Here is a 15,329-nt window from a genome sequence, read left to right on the forward strand (position 1 = left end):
CAACGCCGTGCAAGGAATGCTGTGTCAGGGCGCCCCGCCCACTGTCGTGGAGACAGAACGGGGATGGGCGACCGGGGCCGCCCATCCGCATGGCTCAGCGCGTGGCGGTCCAGAGATAGGCGTAGGCGCTGCCGCTCTGGTTGAACTGCCCCTCGATCCGCCCGTCGCGAAGGGTGCCGACATAGTGCTGTTCAAGGCCCGGGATTGGGCGTAGGAACTCGATCCGGCCGGAATGGGGGTCAAACCGCACGTCGCGCAGTGTCTCGGGGCCGCCCTCGAGGGTCAGGACCCCCGTCCACCCGTTGCCGGCCGGGCGGAAGCTGAGGCTGCCGCCATAGCCATTGGCCAAAAGACGCCAGTCACCGGCCAGCGGTCCGCTGTCGGGCGGCGGCGGCGGCGGCCGACCGCTCAGCGACCGCGCGTGCAGCGTGAGTGTGCCCATGCAGGCCTGTTGCCCATAGCGGCCGATCCACACATTCACCCGGCCCTCCATCTGGCGCGTCTCGGTCAGTGTCAGGCGCGGGTCGAGATTGCCGTTGCTGTCATCGTCAAAACGCCATTGCCCGTCGGCGGTGCGCACCAGCATCGTTGTGTCGCAGGCCCCGGAAAAGGCAAGGTCCAGGATGCGATCCTGCATATTCGACAGCTCGAGCGTGATGTCCGGGTTCGGGTCGACGAACCCGGTGCCGGTAATGCCGCAGCTGCGCAACTCGGTCGCGCCCTGGGCCGAGATGCTGTTCAACCGCACGGGCGAAATCAGCTGCCCTGCGAAAAAGCGATGCACCTGGCCAACGCCATCGGGGTTCGGGCATCCGCCCTGCGGGATGGCGCTGTCGCTTGCGCGCACGGTCAGGTTGGCCGGACACAGGTCATTTGCCCGATAGGTGCCCAGCCACAGGTCCACCCGCCCCTCGACCGGGCTCGGCCCGCCCATGACGCCGGCGCCGCCCAAGGTCAAACGGGGCATCAGCCCGACACCGCCATCGTCGTTGAAATGCCACGCGCCATCGGCGGTATGCGCGATCAGGGTCGAGTCGCAATCGGACTGCACGTCGAAGACGACGCCCCTGTTGCCCATCTGGCTGAAGAAGAACGTGAAATCCGGCGCGATCTCGGCATGGCCGACAGCGCCGGAGATATTTGTGCATTGGCTGACCGGGATCATGCCGGCGGCTGTCGCCGACAGAACCTGCGGTGTCGCCAGTTGCGCCCCGGAATAGGACAGGGTTGCGCCCATGTAGTCCGAACTGGGGCAGGCCACGGCCGCGCCGGGTGCGAGCATGAGTGTGCCGAGTGCCAGCCCGGCAAAAGACAGATGTTTCAACGGAGCCTCCAGCGCTTGTGCAATGGGAAATGGGTTGCGCAGGGGCGACCGGGGCCGCCCATGCGCGGGCGGTCAGCGCGTGGCCGTCCAGGTATAGGTCGTTCCGAACGACTCGAACGACCCCGAGATCTCGCCGCCGGTGACGACACCCGTGTAGTACTGTGGCACGTTCGGACGTTCGAAGAGGACCCGGCCAGATGCGGCATTGAACACGACATCCGTGATCGGTTCGCTTGATCCCAAGGTCAGGGTGCCGGTCCAGGTGCCACCGCCCATATGCTGGAAGGTAATCGTGCCGCGATGGCCGTTGGCATTGATGTTCCAGGTGCCCTCCAGCGCGGCGGTGTTGCCGCCCGACGACCCGCCGGCGCATTGCAGAGCCACGCTGCGCCCGCTTGCTTCGGCGGGGGCCTCGGCGGTGCGGGTCACGCCGTCGCCGCACTCGTAGGAGACCTGGTATGTCTTGCGGCAGCCCACGGCCGGATCGCCGATCACCGTGTGATCCACACGGTAGTCGCAGCTTGTCTGCCCGTTGCACTGGGCCGCGATATGGCCGGTGACGTTGCCTTGCGGCGCGCCGCAATTGACTCCGTAGCTTGCCGACAGCACGTTGATCCGTCCCATCAGGCCACCGCCGCCGCCGCCGCCCGTGCCGCTGCTGATGCGCGTGGCGCCAAAGGCATAGCCGGTGTTGTTGATGATCGTCAGGGCGTTTCCGTCCGCGGACATGGTGATGAAATCGGTGTAGCCATGGCTCCAGACGATGGTGTAGCGGCCGTCCGATCCGGGACCGCTCCAGGTGCCGGTGTTGGGATACATGTTATCGGTGACCGTCCCGTTTGCATTGATCGTGACGGTGCCGCCCGTGGCCTCCCACTGCCAGGTGCCGGACAGGCCGGCCGAGGGCGGCGGAACGATGCCACCGCCGCCGGACCCCGACGTCTGAAGGGTCAGCGTGGCGTTGCAGCTGTTGCCGCCATAGGTGCCGATCCAGAGATCGAGCTGCCCGTTCAGCTCGCCGGGCTCGCTCAACGTGATCCGCGGGTCGAGATTGCCGTTGCCGTCGTCATTGTAGTGCCAGCTGCCGTCGGCGGCATGGATCAGCATCGTCGAGTCGCAGGAAGCATCGACCGCCAGCGTCAAAGTGCTGCCCTGCATCTGCGACAGGTTCAGCGTGACATCGGGCTGCGCATTGGCATAGCCGCCGCCCGGAATTCCGCAGCCCGCCACGCGGGTCGATCCGGCGGCCATGACACCGAGGCTCTGGCCACCGGCCAATTGGCTTGCGGTGTAGCCCAGCATCTGACCGTTCAGCGACGGGTTGGGACATCCGGCCTGCGGTGGCGGGGGTGGCGGCGGGGGCGGCGGCAACTCGGTCGGACCGGCGCGCATGTTCAGCGTGGCATTGCAGCTGTTGCCACCATAGGTGCCCACCCAGACATCCATGCGCCCGTTCAGCACCGTCGGCCGCTGCAGGGTCAGGCGCGGATCGAGATTGCCATCGCTGTCATCGTCGAAATGCCACATGCCGTCGGCGGTGCGTACCAACATCGTGGCGTCGCAGGCGGCATCCACGTCAAGCTCCAGCCCATAGGGATCCATGCCCGAGAGGTAAAAGCTGTAGTCCGGGGCGGCGTTGACATAGCCGCGCCCGTCGATGCCGGGGCAGGAGGACAGCGGTGTCGACCCCGCAGCAAGCACCCCGAGGCTCTGGCTGGTGAACAGCTGGTTGGCGTTATAGCTGACCGCCTGCCCGCCATAGGCCGGGTTCGGACAGCCCGCAACCTGCGGCGGCTGCGGCGGCAGGGGCTGCGGCGCGCTTGGCGTGGTCTGCAGGGCCAGCGTGGCGGGGCAGGACGTGTTCGAATAGGTGCCGATCCAGACATCGACGCGGCCTTCGAGATGCTGGGGTGCGCTCAGATCCATCTCGGGCGTCAGACCTTCGCCGCCATCATCGTCAAAATGCCAGGTCCCGTCCGCCGCCCGGATCAGAAGCGTCGTGTCGCAATCGCTGTCGACGTCGAAATTCAGGCCATATCCCTGCATCTGATTGAGATAGAGGGTGAAATTGGGCTGCGGCGCTGCATAGCCGCGGGTGCCCGGAATGCCGCATGCGGACAGTTGCGCGCCGCCCGTCGCGGTCGAGGCAAGGGTCTGCGGCGTCGCAAGCTGGCCGCCGGTGAAATATGCCGTGGCCCCGGTAAAGGCGGGGTTGGGGCAGGCGATGGCGCCGCCGGCGCATAGCACGCCAAATGCGGCCCCCAGCAGGACCTGTCTTTCGAATCGCATCATGGCCTCCCTCGGATTTGCGAACACCTGTCAAATGTTACAGTCGCAACGACCCTCGGGCTTTGACATGGCTCAAGGCTGCCAAGAGAAGACAATGCGCCCGTTTGGCCGGGCTTCGTTGCATGCCTGCGGGCGACCAGTCGGGCCGTCGAAATGCCCGCTTGGGTCGTCAGGCGGTGCAACGCGCTGCTCTCCACAGCATTTTGTGTGCCCGCGGCGGGAAACCGCTATCCCTCCCTTGCGCGGCCGGCACGGGAAGCGCATGCTGGCGGTCAAACGGGTGGGGCGGTGCGCTTGAAACCCCCCGCTTGCCGCCCCAACGTTAAGACATCCTTACCCGGAAGGGGCCGGGGCCGCTGCCAAGCCAGGGCCGGGCCCCCTGCCAAGAACCAAGGAAGGCAAAATGCCAGATCAACAAGCGACCTATCCTGTCCTGCCGCTGCGCGACATCGTGGTGTTCCCGCACATGATCGTGCCGCTCTTCGTCGGCCGCGAGAAATCCGTTCGCGCGCTGGAAGAGGTGATGCAGGACGACAAGCAGATCCTGCTCTCCAGCCAGATCGACCCGGCGGTCGACGACCCCACGCCCGAAGGCATCTATCGCGCCGGGGTGCTGGCCAATGTGTTGCAATTGCTGAAACTGCCCGATGGCACCGTCAAGGTGCTGGTCGAAGGCCGCAAGCGCGTGCGCATCGAGGAATTCACCGCGACCGAGGATTATTTCGAAGCCCGCGTGATCGAGCTGGAAGAGCGCATGGGCGATGAGACATCCGTCGCGGCGCTGACCCGCTCTGTCGCCGAGGAATTCGAGAAATACGCCAAGGTGAAGAAGAACGTGCCCGAGGATGCGCTGACCAGCGTGATCGAGGCGCAGGACCCCGAGATGCTGGCCGATCTGGTGGCCGGTCATCTGGGCATCGAGGTCGAGCAGAAGCAGGACCTTCTGGAAACGCTGGATGTCTCGGAACGGCTGGAAAAGGTCTTTGGCCTGATGCAGGGCGAGATGTCGGTGCTGCAGGTCGAGAAGAAGATCAAGACGCGCGTGAAATCGCAGATGGAGCGCACGCAGCGCGAGTATTACCTCAACGAACAGATGAAGGCGATCCAGCGCGAGCTGGGCGACGGCGAAGAGGGCGGCGAAGTGGCCGAACTCGAGGAAAAGGTCGCCGCCACCAAGCTGTCGAAAGAGGCGCGCGAAAAGGCCGAGGCGGAGCTGAAAAAGCTCAAGAACATGTCGCCCATGTCGGCCGAGGCGACCGTGGTGCGCAACTATCTCGACTGGATGCTGTCGATCCCGTGGGGCGTGAAATCGCGCACCAAGAAAGACCTCGGGCGCGCGCAGGATATCCTCGATGCCGACCATTACGGGCTGGAAAAGGTCAAGGAACGCATCGTCGAATACCTGGCCGTGCAACAGCGCTCGAAAAAGCTGAAGGGGCCGATCATGTGCCTTGTCGGCCCGCCGGGCGTGGGCAAGACGTCACTTGGCAAATCGGTGGCCAAGGCCACCGGGCGCGAGTTCATCCGCATCAGCCTGGGCGGCGTGCGGGATGAATCCGAGATCCGTGGCCACCGCCGGACCTATATCGGCTCGATGCCGGGCAAGATCATCCAGGCCCTGAAAAAGGCCAAGACGACCAACCCGCTGATCCTGCTCGATGAGATCGACAAGATGGGCCAGGATTTCCGGGGCGATCCGGCGAGCGCGATGCTCGAGGTGCTGGACCCGGAACAGAACTCGACCTTCGTCGATCACTATCTCGAGGTGGAATACGACCTCTCGAACGTGATGTTCCTGACCACGGCGAACTCCTACAACATGCCGGGGCCGCTTCTGGACCGGATGGAGATCATCCCGCTGGCCGGCTATACCGAGGATGAAAAGCGCGAGATCGCGATCCGCCACCTGATCCCCAAGCAGGTCAAGGATCACGGGCTCAAGGCCAAGGAATTCGACCTGACCGAGGCCGCGCTGACCGACACGATCCGCTACTATACCCGCGAGGCGGGGGTGCGGAACCTGGAACGGGAAATCGCCAAGATCTGTCGCAAGGCGTTGACCAAGATCCTCAAGAAGGAAGAGGAGATGGTCACCGTCACCTCCGACAACCTCGAGGATTTCCTGGGCGTGCGCCGTTTCAAGTTCGGCCTGGCCGAAGAGGCGGACCAGATCGGTGTCGTGACCGGGCTGGCGTGGACCAGCGTCGGCGGCGACCTGTTGTCCATCGAGGCGCTGCGCCTGCCGGGCAAGGGCCGGATGAAGACGACCGGCAAGCTGGGCGACGTGATGAAGGAGTCGATCGACGCCGCCGCCAGCTACGTGCGCTCGATCGCGCCCTCGATCGGGGTGAAACCGCCGCGTCTGGACAAGTGGGATATCCACGTCCACGTCCCCGAGGGCGCCACGCCCAAGGACGGGCCGAGCGCGGGCATCGCGATGGTGACCTCCATCGTCTCGGTTCTGACGCAGATCCCGGTGAAGAAGAACATCGCCATGACCGGCGAGGTCACGCTGCGCGGCAATGTCCTGCCCATCGGCGGGTTGAAGGAAAAGCTGCTGGCGGCGCTGCGCGGGGGCATCACCACGGTGCTGATCCCGGCCGAGAACGAAAAGGATCTGCCCGAGATCCCGGACAACGTGAAAGAGGGGCTGACCATCATTCCCGTCAGTCACGTTTCCGAGGTGCTGGAGCACGCCCTGACGGCCAGGCCCGAGGGCATCGACTGGGACGAGGAGGCAGAAGAGGCCGCGGCGGCCCAGGCCGCTCTGGAAGGCAAGGGGCAGGGCGCAACCGCCCATTGATCGCGCGCGCCCCGGCGAAACGACAAACCCCCGCCCAAACCGATGGGCGAGGTTTTTTCTTGCGCCGCGCCATCGCGGCGAAGGACGTGGCGCGGATCAGTGGTGCAGCGCCGCCACGACGAAGATCAGGGCCAGCACGGGCACCAGGATGCCATGCGCGCTCGAGGCGGTGTCCTCGACGACGACGATCGGCGGCGTGACCGGATGGACCATGCCCCCGGCGTCGGCGGTGGGCGCCGTGGCGGTGCCAAGGGCCAGAGCGATGGCGGCGGTTGCGAGCAGACGTTTCATGTTTTCCCCTTTCGAAACTGACATTTCGTCAAATCCATTGTTCGGCGGTGCGGGCCATTTGCGACAGCGACCGGCCGTGCCACACGCCTTGCGCGGTAAGAAACGTCGATTCGACGCTGCGGGCGACTGTGGCAGATGGGCCATGCGGGATTTTGGGCCACACTGTTGCGCAAGGCCCACATCAGCCCCCGAGGCCGCCCCGTCAGGGCACCGGTCTGGACCGTGTCTGACCAGATGTCGCGATACGCCGAGAGCGTCAGGCCGTTTGCCGCGATGCCACCGGCAAGGGCGGTCGAGGTGGAAAGCGTCAGGCCAGGGGCGGTGGAAGCGACAAGGCGGGGCAAGGTGTCCACCCATAAGGCAAGGTCGAGGCCGCGCCACGGATGTCCCGTGGCCCGATTCGACGACATCGACGACTTTTCGGCAGACACCGACGCATCCAGACGCGCCCAAGGGCCAAACGGCCAGGGTGTTGCCGGTTTGCTGCCACGCCGGCGCCATGATGCGTTGCGGCGAGGGCACGGTCGCGGGCCAAACTGGGTGGCGTGCCGCGTGGCGCTTGATTGTCATTGATGCAACGACCCACGCTCAATCGTCTTCCATCGACGGGTTTCCCTGCCATGTCACAGCCCTCGCGCCCCAGATTCGACCGACGCAAGGCCCTGATCGCCATCGGGGCCGCATTGGCCAGCCCTGCGCTGACGGGGCGGGCGGGCGCGCATGCGATCCCGGCCAGTTTCGGGGGCGATGGCCCTGTGACGCGCGGGGCGGATGTCACCGTGCAGCGCGTCAACACGCGCCAGCCGCTGGTCGCCCTGACCTTCGATGACGGGCCGCATCCGCGCCTGACCCCGCAGTTGCTGGATATCCTTAGCGCCGCGAATGTGCGCGCGACCTTTTACATGATCGGGCGCAGTGTCGCGCGCCATCCGCAACTGGCCGCCCGCGTCGCCGCCGAAGGGCACGAGATCGGCAACCACACCTGGTCGCATCCCAACCTGACAGGCCGTTCCGATGCCGGGGTTCTGGACCAGATCGACCGCACCAGCATCGCCATCCAGGAGGCGGTCGGACGCCCGCCGGTCACCATGCGCCCGCCCTATGGCAACTTCCATGATCGGCAGCGCCTGATGCTGTTTCGTGAGCGCAATCTGCCAACCGTCCTGTGGTCGGTCGATCCGCAGGATTGGCAACGCCCCGGCGCCACGGTCGTTACGCAGCGCATCGTGCGCAGCGCCCATCCCGGCGCGGTCGTGCTGGCCCATGACATCCATGGCCCGACGATCCGCGCGATGCCCTCGACGATTTCCGACCTTGCGGCGCGCGGGTTCCGGTTCGTCACCGTTTCGGAATTGATCGGCTGGCCCCGTTGGGATCAGCGTCGCATCCGGTTGGCCGCGCGGTCGCCGCGCGACTGACGGGCCACGGCTTCGGCCCCCGGGGCGTCATGGTTTTCGGTCATCACTGGAAAAATCCGCTCATTTGCCGTAGCACTGTTCCCAGTATGGCAACAAAGAGCCCCGCACGGTCAATGCATGGGGCCGAGGAGAGCAGACAGATGGCCCGGAAATCCACCACTGCGCGCAGGACGCGGAAATCCACGCCCGCCGGACCGAGACGGAGCACCCCATCCCCTGCATCGGCCCATCCAGCACGGCGTCAAAGGCCGAGGCGACGGAAACCGCCGAGCGGCCCGCGCCGATGCAAGTGGTGCCGAAGAACGACGCGACGCCCCCCGCAATTGACGAAACCGCAAGCAAGACGTCGGCAGAGACGCCCGAGCGCGCCAAACGTCCCGATCTTCTGGATGCGATTGTTGCGCGCAGCGACATGAAACGCTCGGATGTGAAGCTGGTCATGGATCTGGTGCTGGCCGAGATGGGAACGCTTCTCGATGCGCATGACGAGCTGGCGGTGTCGCCCTTGGGCAAGCTGATGGTCAAAAAGCGGGTCGAAAAACCGGGTGGCGCGCTCTTGACGGTCAAGCTCAAGCGCACGGGGCCGCAACCGGGCCCATCCGCCGCGACCGAGGCACCGGGCGAGGCCGATCCGGGCGCGGACGAAAAGGATTGAGCCGACCGTCATGCGCCTTTGGCACGAAAAGGGCGCAAACCCCTCTTGCAGAGCTACGGGCTTGGGGCTAAACACCGCCCCACCCGGCGGGTGATTAGCTCAGTGGTAGAGCGCTTCGTTCACATCGAAGATGTCGGGAGTTCAAATCTCTCATCACCCACCATTTTCCCCTCCGCCCCGCGATACGGTGCCTGTCTGGCGTTGTCATGGTGTGGCGCGGCAAGTGCGAAATCGGGCTTGCCGACGGGGTTCTCGGCGGGCTATGCACCGCACCGGCCGGGTGGTTAGCTCAGTTGGTAGAGCGCTTCGTTTACACCGAAGATGTCGGGGGTTCGAGTCCCTCACCACCCACCACCGCGCCAACCCGCGAGGGCGCCTTGCCGCGCCCGTCGTGTCGAGACATGGCTTTTTGTAATTTCGCACAAATAGATATGCGTTAGGCTTTTGTTGTGCGAGAGCGCACTTGCGCCGTGCGGCTGTTGCGGTGGCCAGCCTGTTGGCGCAGCCCTACCTTTGCGTGCAAGCCTTGCAGGAGAGCCGACATGAGCTGGAACCCCACCCTCGACCCCGAATGCCCCACCGGCGATGCCGTCGATGCCATCGAGACCGTGATCGTCCCGCGCGCCCGCGACTTGGGCGATTTCGAGGTCCGCCGCGCCTTGCCCGCCCCCAGGCGGCAGATGGTCGGACCCTTCATCTTCTTCGACCAGATGGGCCCGGCCGAGTTTCTGACGGGCCAGGGGGTCGATATCCGGCCGCATCCGCATATCGGTCTGGCGACCGTCACCTACCTGTTCGAGGGCAAGTTTCACCACCGCGACAGCCTTGGTACCGATCAGTGGATCGAACCGGGCGCGGTCAATCTGATGACGGCAGGGCATGGCATCACCCATTCCGAGCGGATCGACGGCGACATGCTGAACCAGCCCTATCGCCTGTCCGGTCTGCAAACCTGGATCGCCCTGCCCAAGGGGGCCGAGGATGGACCGGCCGATTTCGCCCATGCGGCCAAGACCGCGTTGCCGATGCTGGAGGGCGAGGGCAAGGAACTGCGCCTGATCCTCGGGGCGGCCTATGGCGCCACGGCCCCGGTGGCGACGCCCTCGCCGATGTTTTACGCCGATGCCCTGGTGCAGCCGGGCGCGCGCCTGCCCATGCCCGACGACCACGAGGATCGCGGCGCCTATGTGCTGGATGGGTCGGTCGAAATCGCCGGTCAGGTGTTCGAGCGGGGCCAGATGATGGTGTTCCGGCCCGGTGACGCCGTGTCCCTGCGGGCGGGCGAGACTGGCGCGCGGGTGATGATCCTGGGCGGCGATACGCTGGAGGGGCCGCGTCACATCTGGTGGAATTTCGTGGCTTCCTCGAAAGAGCGGATCGACGAAGCGAAAGAGGCTTGGCGCAAGGGCGACTGGGAGCATGGCCGCTTTCAGTTGCCGCCAACCGATCGCGACGAGTTCATCCCGCTGCCCTGAGGCCGAGACCGCTTGCCCGGCGCGGGCCGGCGGGGCAGGGTGCGCCCATGATGTCATGCCCCGCCCTTTCGACCGACCCGACGCTTTTGCGCGATCGGAACCGCGCATGGGATTGGTACGCGCGGGCGGCTGCGCCGCGACAGGCGCAGCCATGAGCACCGCTGACGCAGAGGCGCAGGGCGCGAACGCCCGTGCCATCGCTTTCATTCTGGCAGGCGTTTTCTTCATTTCGATCAATGACATGCTGATCAAGCTGCTGTCGGGCGACTACCCGCTGCATCAGATGGTCTTCGTGCGCTCGGCGATCGGGATCTGCGTGTCGCTGGTGATCCTGCGCTACGAGGGGGGGCTGGCCATGTTGCGCACCGCGACGCCGGGGTTGCATCTGGTCCGAGCGCTGTTGATCGTCATGGCCAACATGACCTTTTTCGCGGCCCTTGCGGTGATGCCGTTGGGGGCGGCGACGGCGTTGTTTTTCGTGGCGCCGCTGTTCATCACCCTGCTTGCGATCCCGGTATTGGGCGAAAAGGTTGGGCGCCACCGGATGACGGCCATCCTGATCGGGCTGTTGGGTGTGGCGGTGATGATGGCGCCGGGCGTGGATTGGGGCGGCATCGCACGGTGGAGCTTGCTGCTGCCGGTCGCCGCCGCCTTGTGCTATGCTGGCATGCAGGTGCTGACCCGCAAGCTGGGGGCGCAATCGGCCGCTTCGGCCATGGCGGTCTATATCCAGACGACCTTCATCCTGGTGAGCCTGGCCTTTTTCCTTGTGGCGGGTGACGGCCGCTTTTCCGAGGGGCTGGAGAGCGACAGCCTGGTGTTCCTGTTGCGCGCCTGGGTCTGGCCGCCGCTGGCGGATTGGTGGAAATTCGGCCTGCTCGGTCTGCTTGCCGGGGGGGTCGGCTATGCCCTCAGCCAAGCCTACCGGATCGGGAATGCCGCGACGGTGGCATCCTATGAATACACCGGGCTACCCATTGCGATTCTCTGGGGCTGGGTGATCTTTGGCGAGGTGCCGAGCCTGCCGATGCTGGCCGGCACCGCCCTGATCGCCGGCGCGGGGCTGTATGTGTTTGCGCGGGAACGCGCCCGCGCCCGGCCCCTGGCGGCCTCGCGCCCGCAACGTCGCAGCTGATCGTGCGAAATCCGCGGCGAAAGTGCAAAAGCCCGCTTGACGGGCGCAGAACGGGGGCCTAAACCGCCCCACACGCCACGGGCACCGCCCAAGGCGCATGGTGAGCGGTTGTAGCTCAGTTGGTTAGAGTACCGGCCTGTCACGCCGGGGGTCGCGGGTTCGAGCCCCGTCAACCGCGCCATCACCATCCCCGCAGCAATGCGATGAAACGCCGGCCCTTGCGGGCCGGTTTTTCGTTTGGGTGGGCGGGTTGTGCCGTGGCGCGGGGGACACCGTCCTGGGTGGGGCAGGCGGCGATCCGTGTTGGCGCGAAAAGCGCCGCTTCCGGCATTGACGCCGCCTTGGGATTTGCCTAATCAGGCCTCCACGCGGTTGTAGCTCAGTTGGTTAGAGTACCGGCCTGTCACGCCGGGGGTCGCGGGTTCGAGCCCCGTCAACCGCGCCATTTTCCCACAGAATCCTCACGCTCAGGATCGCTGCGGCGCCGCCGCCGATGGCGGCCAAAGGCTGGTCGTGGCGGCTGCATGGCTTACCTTCGCTGCATGTTCCGCGCGGCCATTGCCCTAACCTTATGCCTTGTGATCCCGATGCGCCTGCCCGCACAGGTCATGCTGGACGCGCAGGCCGTGCTCGCCCTGTCCGAGGCCCCCTGGCAGGATCGCGACGGGTTTCGCGCCGCGCTGGACGGGGCGCTTGGCGGTGTCGTGGTCGAAACGGGACCACTGCCCGAGGCGATGCGCCTGCGCGATCCGTGGCTGTGGTCGCTGACGGGCCGGTTCGGGACAGAACTTGCCGGTGTCACGACACCGGGCGGGATCGTGGCCTGTTCGCGCTATGGCCTTGCGACGCGGGATCGGCTGGCCGCGACCCGAATTGACCGATCCGGGGGCTTTCGCCCTGTTCGGGGCGACGCGCGCCGCCCCGGACGACGCGGCGGTCTGGCCCGAGAACGCCGTGGCCCGGCTGGCCTGCATGATCACCTGGGACGATACGCGCCGCGTCGCCCTCATCCCCGAGGCCGAGGCGCGCAGTGCCCTGTCGGCGCGGTTTCAGCAGATCGCGCGCAGCGACGATGCCGACCGGCCCGCGGGCAGCATGGCGCTCTTTGGGGCAGGGGGGTACAGGTTGGATGCATCGGGGGGTCGCGGCGACAGCATCGTGCGGCTGGACAGCGCCCGGATCGAGCTGCGGGTCAGCCACCAGGCGATCAGGTTTCGCAGTTTCCTGATGAATGGCGGTATGTAGCGCGGCACCCCGGGGCTGTTGGCGAGACGGTCACGCCCCGGCGGCTCCAGCGGGGCGACCGCAGGCCTTGTCAGGCCGGACCGGCGCTTGGCCGGGGCTCCGCCCGGTCACGCCTCGGCCGCCCCACCGGGGCGACCGCCGTTCCTTCAGACCGGATCGGCGCTCACCCCCTTGTGAATCCAGCCGCCGCCGAAGACGCGCGTGCTCTCGGGGTCGTAGAAGACACAGGCCTGACCGGGGCTGACCCCCTGTTCCGCCGTCACCAGCTCAACCTCGGCCTCGGTCTCGGACAACGGCCGGATCACGGCGGGCGCGGGCGGCCGGGTAGACCGGATCCGCACCTCGACCTCCCATTCGGGGCGCGAGGTGAAGGGCGCATCGCCCAGCCAGTTGATCTCGCGCACCGGGACCGTGCGTTTGGCCAGCGCCTCCTTGGGGCCGACGATGACCTGCCTTGTGTCAGGATCGAGCTTCACCACGTAAAGCGGGTCGGCCAACCCCCCGATCCCCAGGCCCCGCCGCTGGCCGATCGTATAATGGATCACGCCGCGATGCGTGCCCAGCACATTGCCTGCCATATCGACGATCTCGCCCGGATCGGCCGCACCGGGGCGCAGCTTTTCGATCACGCTGGCATAATCGCCATTGGGCACGAAGCAGATATCCTGGCTGTCGGGCTTGTCGGCCACGGGCAGCCCGTATTTGGCCGCCAAGGCACGCGTTTCGGCCTTGGAGGGCAGGTGCCCCAGCGGAAAGCGCAGGAAATCGAGCTGCTCCTGCGTGGTCGAGAACAGGAAATACGACTGGTCGCGGTCCATGTCGGCGGCGCGGTGCAACTCGGCGCGGTCCGGCCCCATCTTGCGCTGGATGTAATGGCCGGTCGCCATGCAATCGGCATCGAGGTCGCGGGCCGTGGCCAGAAGGTCCTTGAACTTCACGCGCTCGTTGCAGCGGATGCAGGGCACGGGCGTTGCCCCGGCCAGGTAGCTGTCGGCAAATTCGTCGATCACGGCCTCGCGAAAGGTGTTCTCGTAATCGAGGACATAATGGGGAAAGCCCATCTCTTCAGCGACGCGGCGGGCATCGTGGATGTCACGGCCCGCGCAACACGCGCCTTTCTTGGCCAGTGCCGCCCCGTGATCATAGAGTTGCAGCGTCACGCCCACGACATCATAGCCTTCATCGGCGAGCTGCGCGGCGACGACCGAGGAATCGACACCACCCGACATCGCCACGACGACACGGGTCTCGGCGGGCGGCTTGGGCAAGCCAAGCGAATTGAGGCTGTGGGGCCGGTCTAGGGCCATGGGCCTGTTCCTGTCCTGTTACGCGCGTGGAATGAGCGGAATATAGGAAAAACACCCCTATCCACAAGGCGCTGCTAACGCCGAATTAAACACTCCACGTCAGAACCGCCGATAGCCGAGACAACTTCCGGGAGACGAGGGGACATGTATATCAGACGGATCAAGGGGCCCCATGCCGTGACATTGCCCGATGGGCGGCTCTTGACCCGGGCCGATCTGCCGCCGCCCGATACCTGCCGTTGGGTCGCCAGCCGCAAGGCGCTGGTCGTGCAGGCGGTCGATTCCGGGCTGATATCCGCCGAGGAAGCGATTCGCACCTGGTCCCTCTCCGACGAGGAGTTGGAGGGCTGGCGCCGCGCCGTCGCGCGCCATGGTGTTGCAGCTTTGAAAGCAACTTCGGTGCAGCGTTTCCGCAACTAGGGCTGCTATCTGCGTGAGCATCCATGGTTTTTTCCGGGCCAACCGGCTCAAACAGGTAACGTGTAATTAACCATTTGATCCCAGGGTAGGTCGAGAAAAGGCGAGATTCGGAGACTGAAAACATGCGCGTTCTGCTTGTGGAAGACGACCCAACGACGTCGAAAAGCATCGAGATGATGCTGAAGCACGCGAACCTCAACGTCTATTCCACCGACATGGGCGAGGAAGGGGTCGATCTCGCCAAGCTGTACGATTACGACATCATCCTGCTCGATCTGAACCTGCCCGACATCACCGGCCACGAAGTGCTGCGTCAGCTGCGGACCGCGCGGGTGACGACGCCCATCCTGATCCTGTCCGGGCTGGACGATCCCGAAAACAAGCTCAAGGGCTTCGGGTTCGGGGCCGATGATTACCTGACCAAGCCGTTTCATCGCGAGGAGCTGGTCGCGCGGATCCACGCCATCATCCGCCGCAGCCAGGGCCATGCGCAATCGGTCATCAACACGGGGCGCATTTCGGTCAATCTGGACGCCAAGACAGTGGATGTGGCGGGGGCGCCGGTGCATCTTACGGGCAAGGAATACCAGATGCTCGAGTTGCTGAGCCTGCGCAAGGGCACGACCCTGACCAAGGAGATGTTCCTCAACCATCTCTATGGCGGCATGGATGAGCCCGAGTTGAAGATCATCGACGTGTTCATCTGCAAACTGCGCAAGAAACTGTCCGAGGCCACCGGCGGCGACAATTACATCGAGACCGTCTGGGGCCGGGGCTATGTGCTGCGCGACCCCGCGGCGCAGCCCGACGCGGATCTCGTCGCCTCGGCCTGACCGCAGCGCGTAGCGTCCAATCGGCGGGCGATGCCTAGGCGCGTCCTGTGGTGGTCTCGGCGCGTCTGTCGCGACCGCCTTGGGTGCAACGGGCCGTGACCCCGTGTTCGGCAGGCCCCGCCCGGCGATCAAGC

12 protein-coding genes and 4 tRNA genes are annotated in these 15,329 nt (G+C 65.8%); 12 read left to right on the top strand and 4 right to left on the bottom strand.

Annotated features, from left to right (window positions below; translation table 11 throughout):
* Positions 1-94: 94 nt before the first annotated feature.
* Together ROSELON_RS12265 and ROSELON_RS18455 are read right to left on the bottom strand one after the other, a co-directional pair.
* Complete coding sequence (locus tag ROSELON_RS12265; RefSeq protein ID WP_217520160.1) at positions 95-1,282, bottom strand: hypothetical protein; 1,188 nt, start codon at positions 1,280-1,282, stop codon at positions 95-97.
* A gap of 114 nt (positions 1,283-1,396) precedes the next feature.
* Entirely contained in the window at positions 1,397-3,613 is a 2,217-nt protein-coding gene (locus ROSELON_RS18455; protein WP_217520162.1) for a hypothetical protein, read from the bottom strand.
* Between the two features lie 403 nt (positions 3,614-4,016).
* Between ROSELON_RS18455 and lon the strand changes: the two genes are divergently transcribed.
* A complete protein-coding gene (lon, locus tag ROSELON_RS12275; RefSeq protein WP_025312668.1) occupies positions 4,017-6,416 on the top strand; it encodes an endopeptidase La in 2,400 nt (799 codons plus the stop codon).
* A gap of 96 nt (positions 6,417-6,512) precedes the next feature.
* Here the strand turns inward: lon and ROSELON_RS12280 are convergent, their stop codons facing one another.
* The gene (locus tag ROSELON_RS12280; protein WP_025312669.1) at positions 6,513-6,707 is read right to left on the bottom strand and encodes a hypothetical protein; all 195 of its coding nucleotides are present in this window, start codon (positions 6,705-6,707) and stop codon (positions 6,513-6,515) included.
* Positions 6,708-7,327: 620 nt separating this feature from the next.
* Between ROSELON_RS12280 and ROSELON_RS12285 the strand changes: the two genes are divergently transcribed.
* The 9 genes from ROSELON_RS12285 to ROSELON_RS12325 all read left to right on the top strand — a co-directional run bounded on the left by ROSELON_RS12285 (position 7,328) and on the right by ROSELON_RS12325 (position 12,635).
* Positions 7,328-8,125, top strand: coding sequence for a polysaccharide deacetylase family protein (locus tag ROSELON_RS12285; RefSeq protein ID WP_025312670.1), 798 nt, complete (start codon positions 7,328-7,330; stop codon positions 8,123-8,125).
* Between the two features lie 283 nt (positions 8,126-8,408).
* The gene (locus ROSELON_RS12290; protein ID WP_156945937.1) at positions 8,409-8,780 is read left to right on the top strand and encodes an HU family DNA-binding protein; all 372 of its coding nucleotides are present in this window, start codon (positions 8,409-8,411) and stop codon (positions 8,778-8,780) included.
* A gap of 88 nt (positions 8,781-8,868) precedes the next feature.
* A tRNA-Val gene (locus ROSELON_RS12295) sits at positions 8,869-8,943 on the top strand.
* A 115-nt stretch (positions 8,944-9,058) separates the two neighbouring features.
* Positions 9,059-9,134 (top strand) — tRNA-Val (locus ROSELON_RS12300).
* A 188-nt stretch (positions 9,135-9,322) separates the two neighbouring features.
* Positions 9,323-10,255, top strand: a complete 933-nt coding sequence (locus tag ROSELON_RS12305) for a pirin family protein (protein ID WP_025312672.1) — start codon at positions 9,323-9,325, stop codon at positions 10,253-10,255.
* A gap of 151 nt (positions 10,256-10,406) precedes the next feature.
* Positions 10,407-11,390, top strand: a complete 984-nt coding sequence (locus tag ROSELON_RS12310; RefSeq protein WP_025312673.1) for a DMT family transporter — start codon at positions 10,407-10,409, stop codon at positions 11,388-11,390.
* 104 nt (positions 11,391-11,494) lie between these two features.
* Positions 11,495-11,571: transfer RNA gene (locus tag ROSELON_RS12315), tRNA-Asp, on the top strand.
* Between the two features lie 187 nt (positions 11,572-11,758).
* Positions 11,759-11,835, top strand: a tRNA-Asp gene (locus ROSELON_RS12320).
* 389 nt (positions 11,836-12,224) lie between these two features.
* Entirely contained in the window at positions 12,225-12,635 is a 411-nt protein-coding gene (locus tag ROSELON_RS12325; protein ID WP_025312674.1) for a hypothetical protein, read from the top strand.
* A gap of 146 nt (positions 12,636-12,781) precedes the next feature.
* On the opposite strand, the gene mnmA is transcribed toward ROSELON_RS12325, so the two are convergent.
* Positions 12,782-13,942, bottom strand: coding sequence for a tRNA 2-thiouridine(34) synthase MnmA (mnmA, locus tag ROSELON_RS12330; RefSeq protein ID WP_025312675.1), 1,161 nt, complete (start codon positions 13,940-13,942; stop codon positions 12,782-12,784).
* Positions 13,943-14,086: 144 nt separating this feature from the next.
* On the opposite strand from mnmA, the gene sciP reads away from it, so the two are divergent.
* Complete coding sequence (sciP, locus tag ROSELON_RS12335) at positions 14,087-14,362, top strand: CtrA inhibitor SciP (protein WP_025312676.1); 276 nt, start codon at positions 14,087-14,089, stop codon at positions 14,360-14,362.
* Positions 14,363-14,484: 122 nt separating this feature from the next.
* Positions 14,485-15,195, top strand: coding sequence for a response regulator transcription factor CtrA (ctrA, locus tag ROSELON_RS12340; protein ID WP_025312677.1), 711 nt, complete (start codon positions 14,485-14,487; stop codon positions 15,193-15,195).
* Positions 15,196-15,329: the final 134 nt, after the last annotated feature.

Source organism: Roseibacterium elongatum DSM 19469 (assembly GCF_000590925.1).
GTDB classification, from domain to species: Bacteria; Pseudomonadota; Alphaproteobacteria; order Rhodobacterales; family Rhodobacteraceae; genus Roseibacterium; species Roseibacterium elongatum.

Bases quoted from the DNA above. Each gene is read 5' to 3' on its own strand.
- ROSELON_RS12265 (WP_217520160.1), bottom strand. From the start codon at position 1,282: ATGCTCGCACCCGGCGCGGCCGTGGCCTGCCCCAGTTCGGACTACATG.
- ROSELON_RS18455 (WP_217520162.1), bottom strand. From the start codon at position 3,613: ATGCGATTCGAAAGACAGGTCCTGCTGGGGGCCGCATTTGGCGTGCTA.
- lon (WP_025312668.1), top strand. From the start codon at position 4,017: ATGCCAGATCAACAAGCGACCTATCCTGTCCTGCCGCTGCGCGACATC.
- ROSELON_RS12280 (WP_025312669.1), bottom strand. From the start codon at position 6,707: ATGAAACGTCTGCTCGCAACCGCCGCCATCGCTCTGGCCCTTGGCACC.
- ROSELON_RS12285 (WP_025312670.1), top strand. From the start codon at position 7,328: ATGTCACAGCCCTCGCGCCCCAGATTCGACCGACGCAAGGCCCTGATC.
- ROSELON_RS12290 (WP_156945937.1), top strand. From the start codon at position 8,409: ATGCAAGTGGTGCCGAAGAACGACGCGACGCCCCCCGCAATTGACGAA.
- ROSELON_RS12305 (WP_025312672.1), top strand. From the start codon at position 9,323: ATGAGCTGGAACCCCACCCTCGACCCCGAATGCCCCACCGGCGATGCC.
- ROSELON_RS12310 (WP_025312673.1), top strand. From the start codon at position 10,407: ATGAGCACCGCTGACGCAGAGGCGCAGGGCGCGAACGCCCGTGCCATC.
- ROSELON_RS12325 (WP_025312674.1), top strand. From the start codon at position 12,225: ATGGCCTTGCGACGCGGGATCGGCTGGCCGCGACCCGAATTGACCGAT.
- mnmA (WP_025312675.1), bottom strand. From the start codon at position 13,942: ATGGCCCTAGACCGGCCCCACAGCCTCAATTCGCTTGGCTTGCCCAAG.
- sciP (WP_025312676.1), top strand. From the start codon at position 14,087: ATGTATATCAGACGGATCAAGGGGCCCCATGCCGTGACATTGCCCGAT.
- ctrA (WP_025312677.1), top strand. From the start codon at position 14,485: ATGCGCGTTCTGCTTGTGGAAGACGACCCAACGACGTCGAAAAGCATC.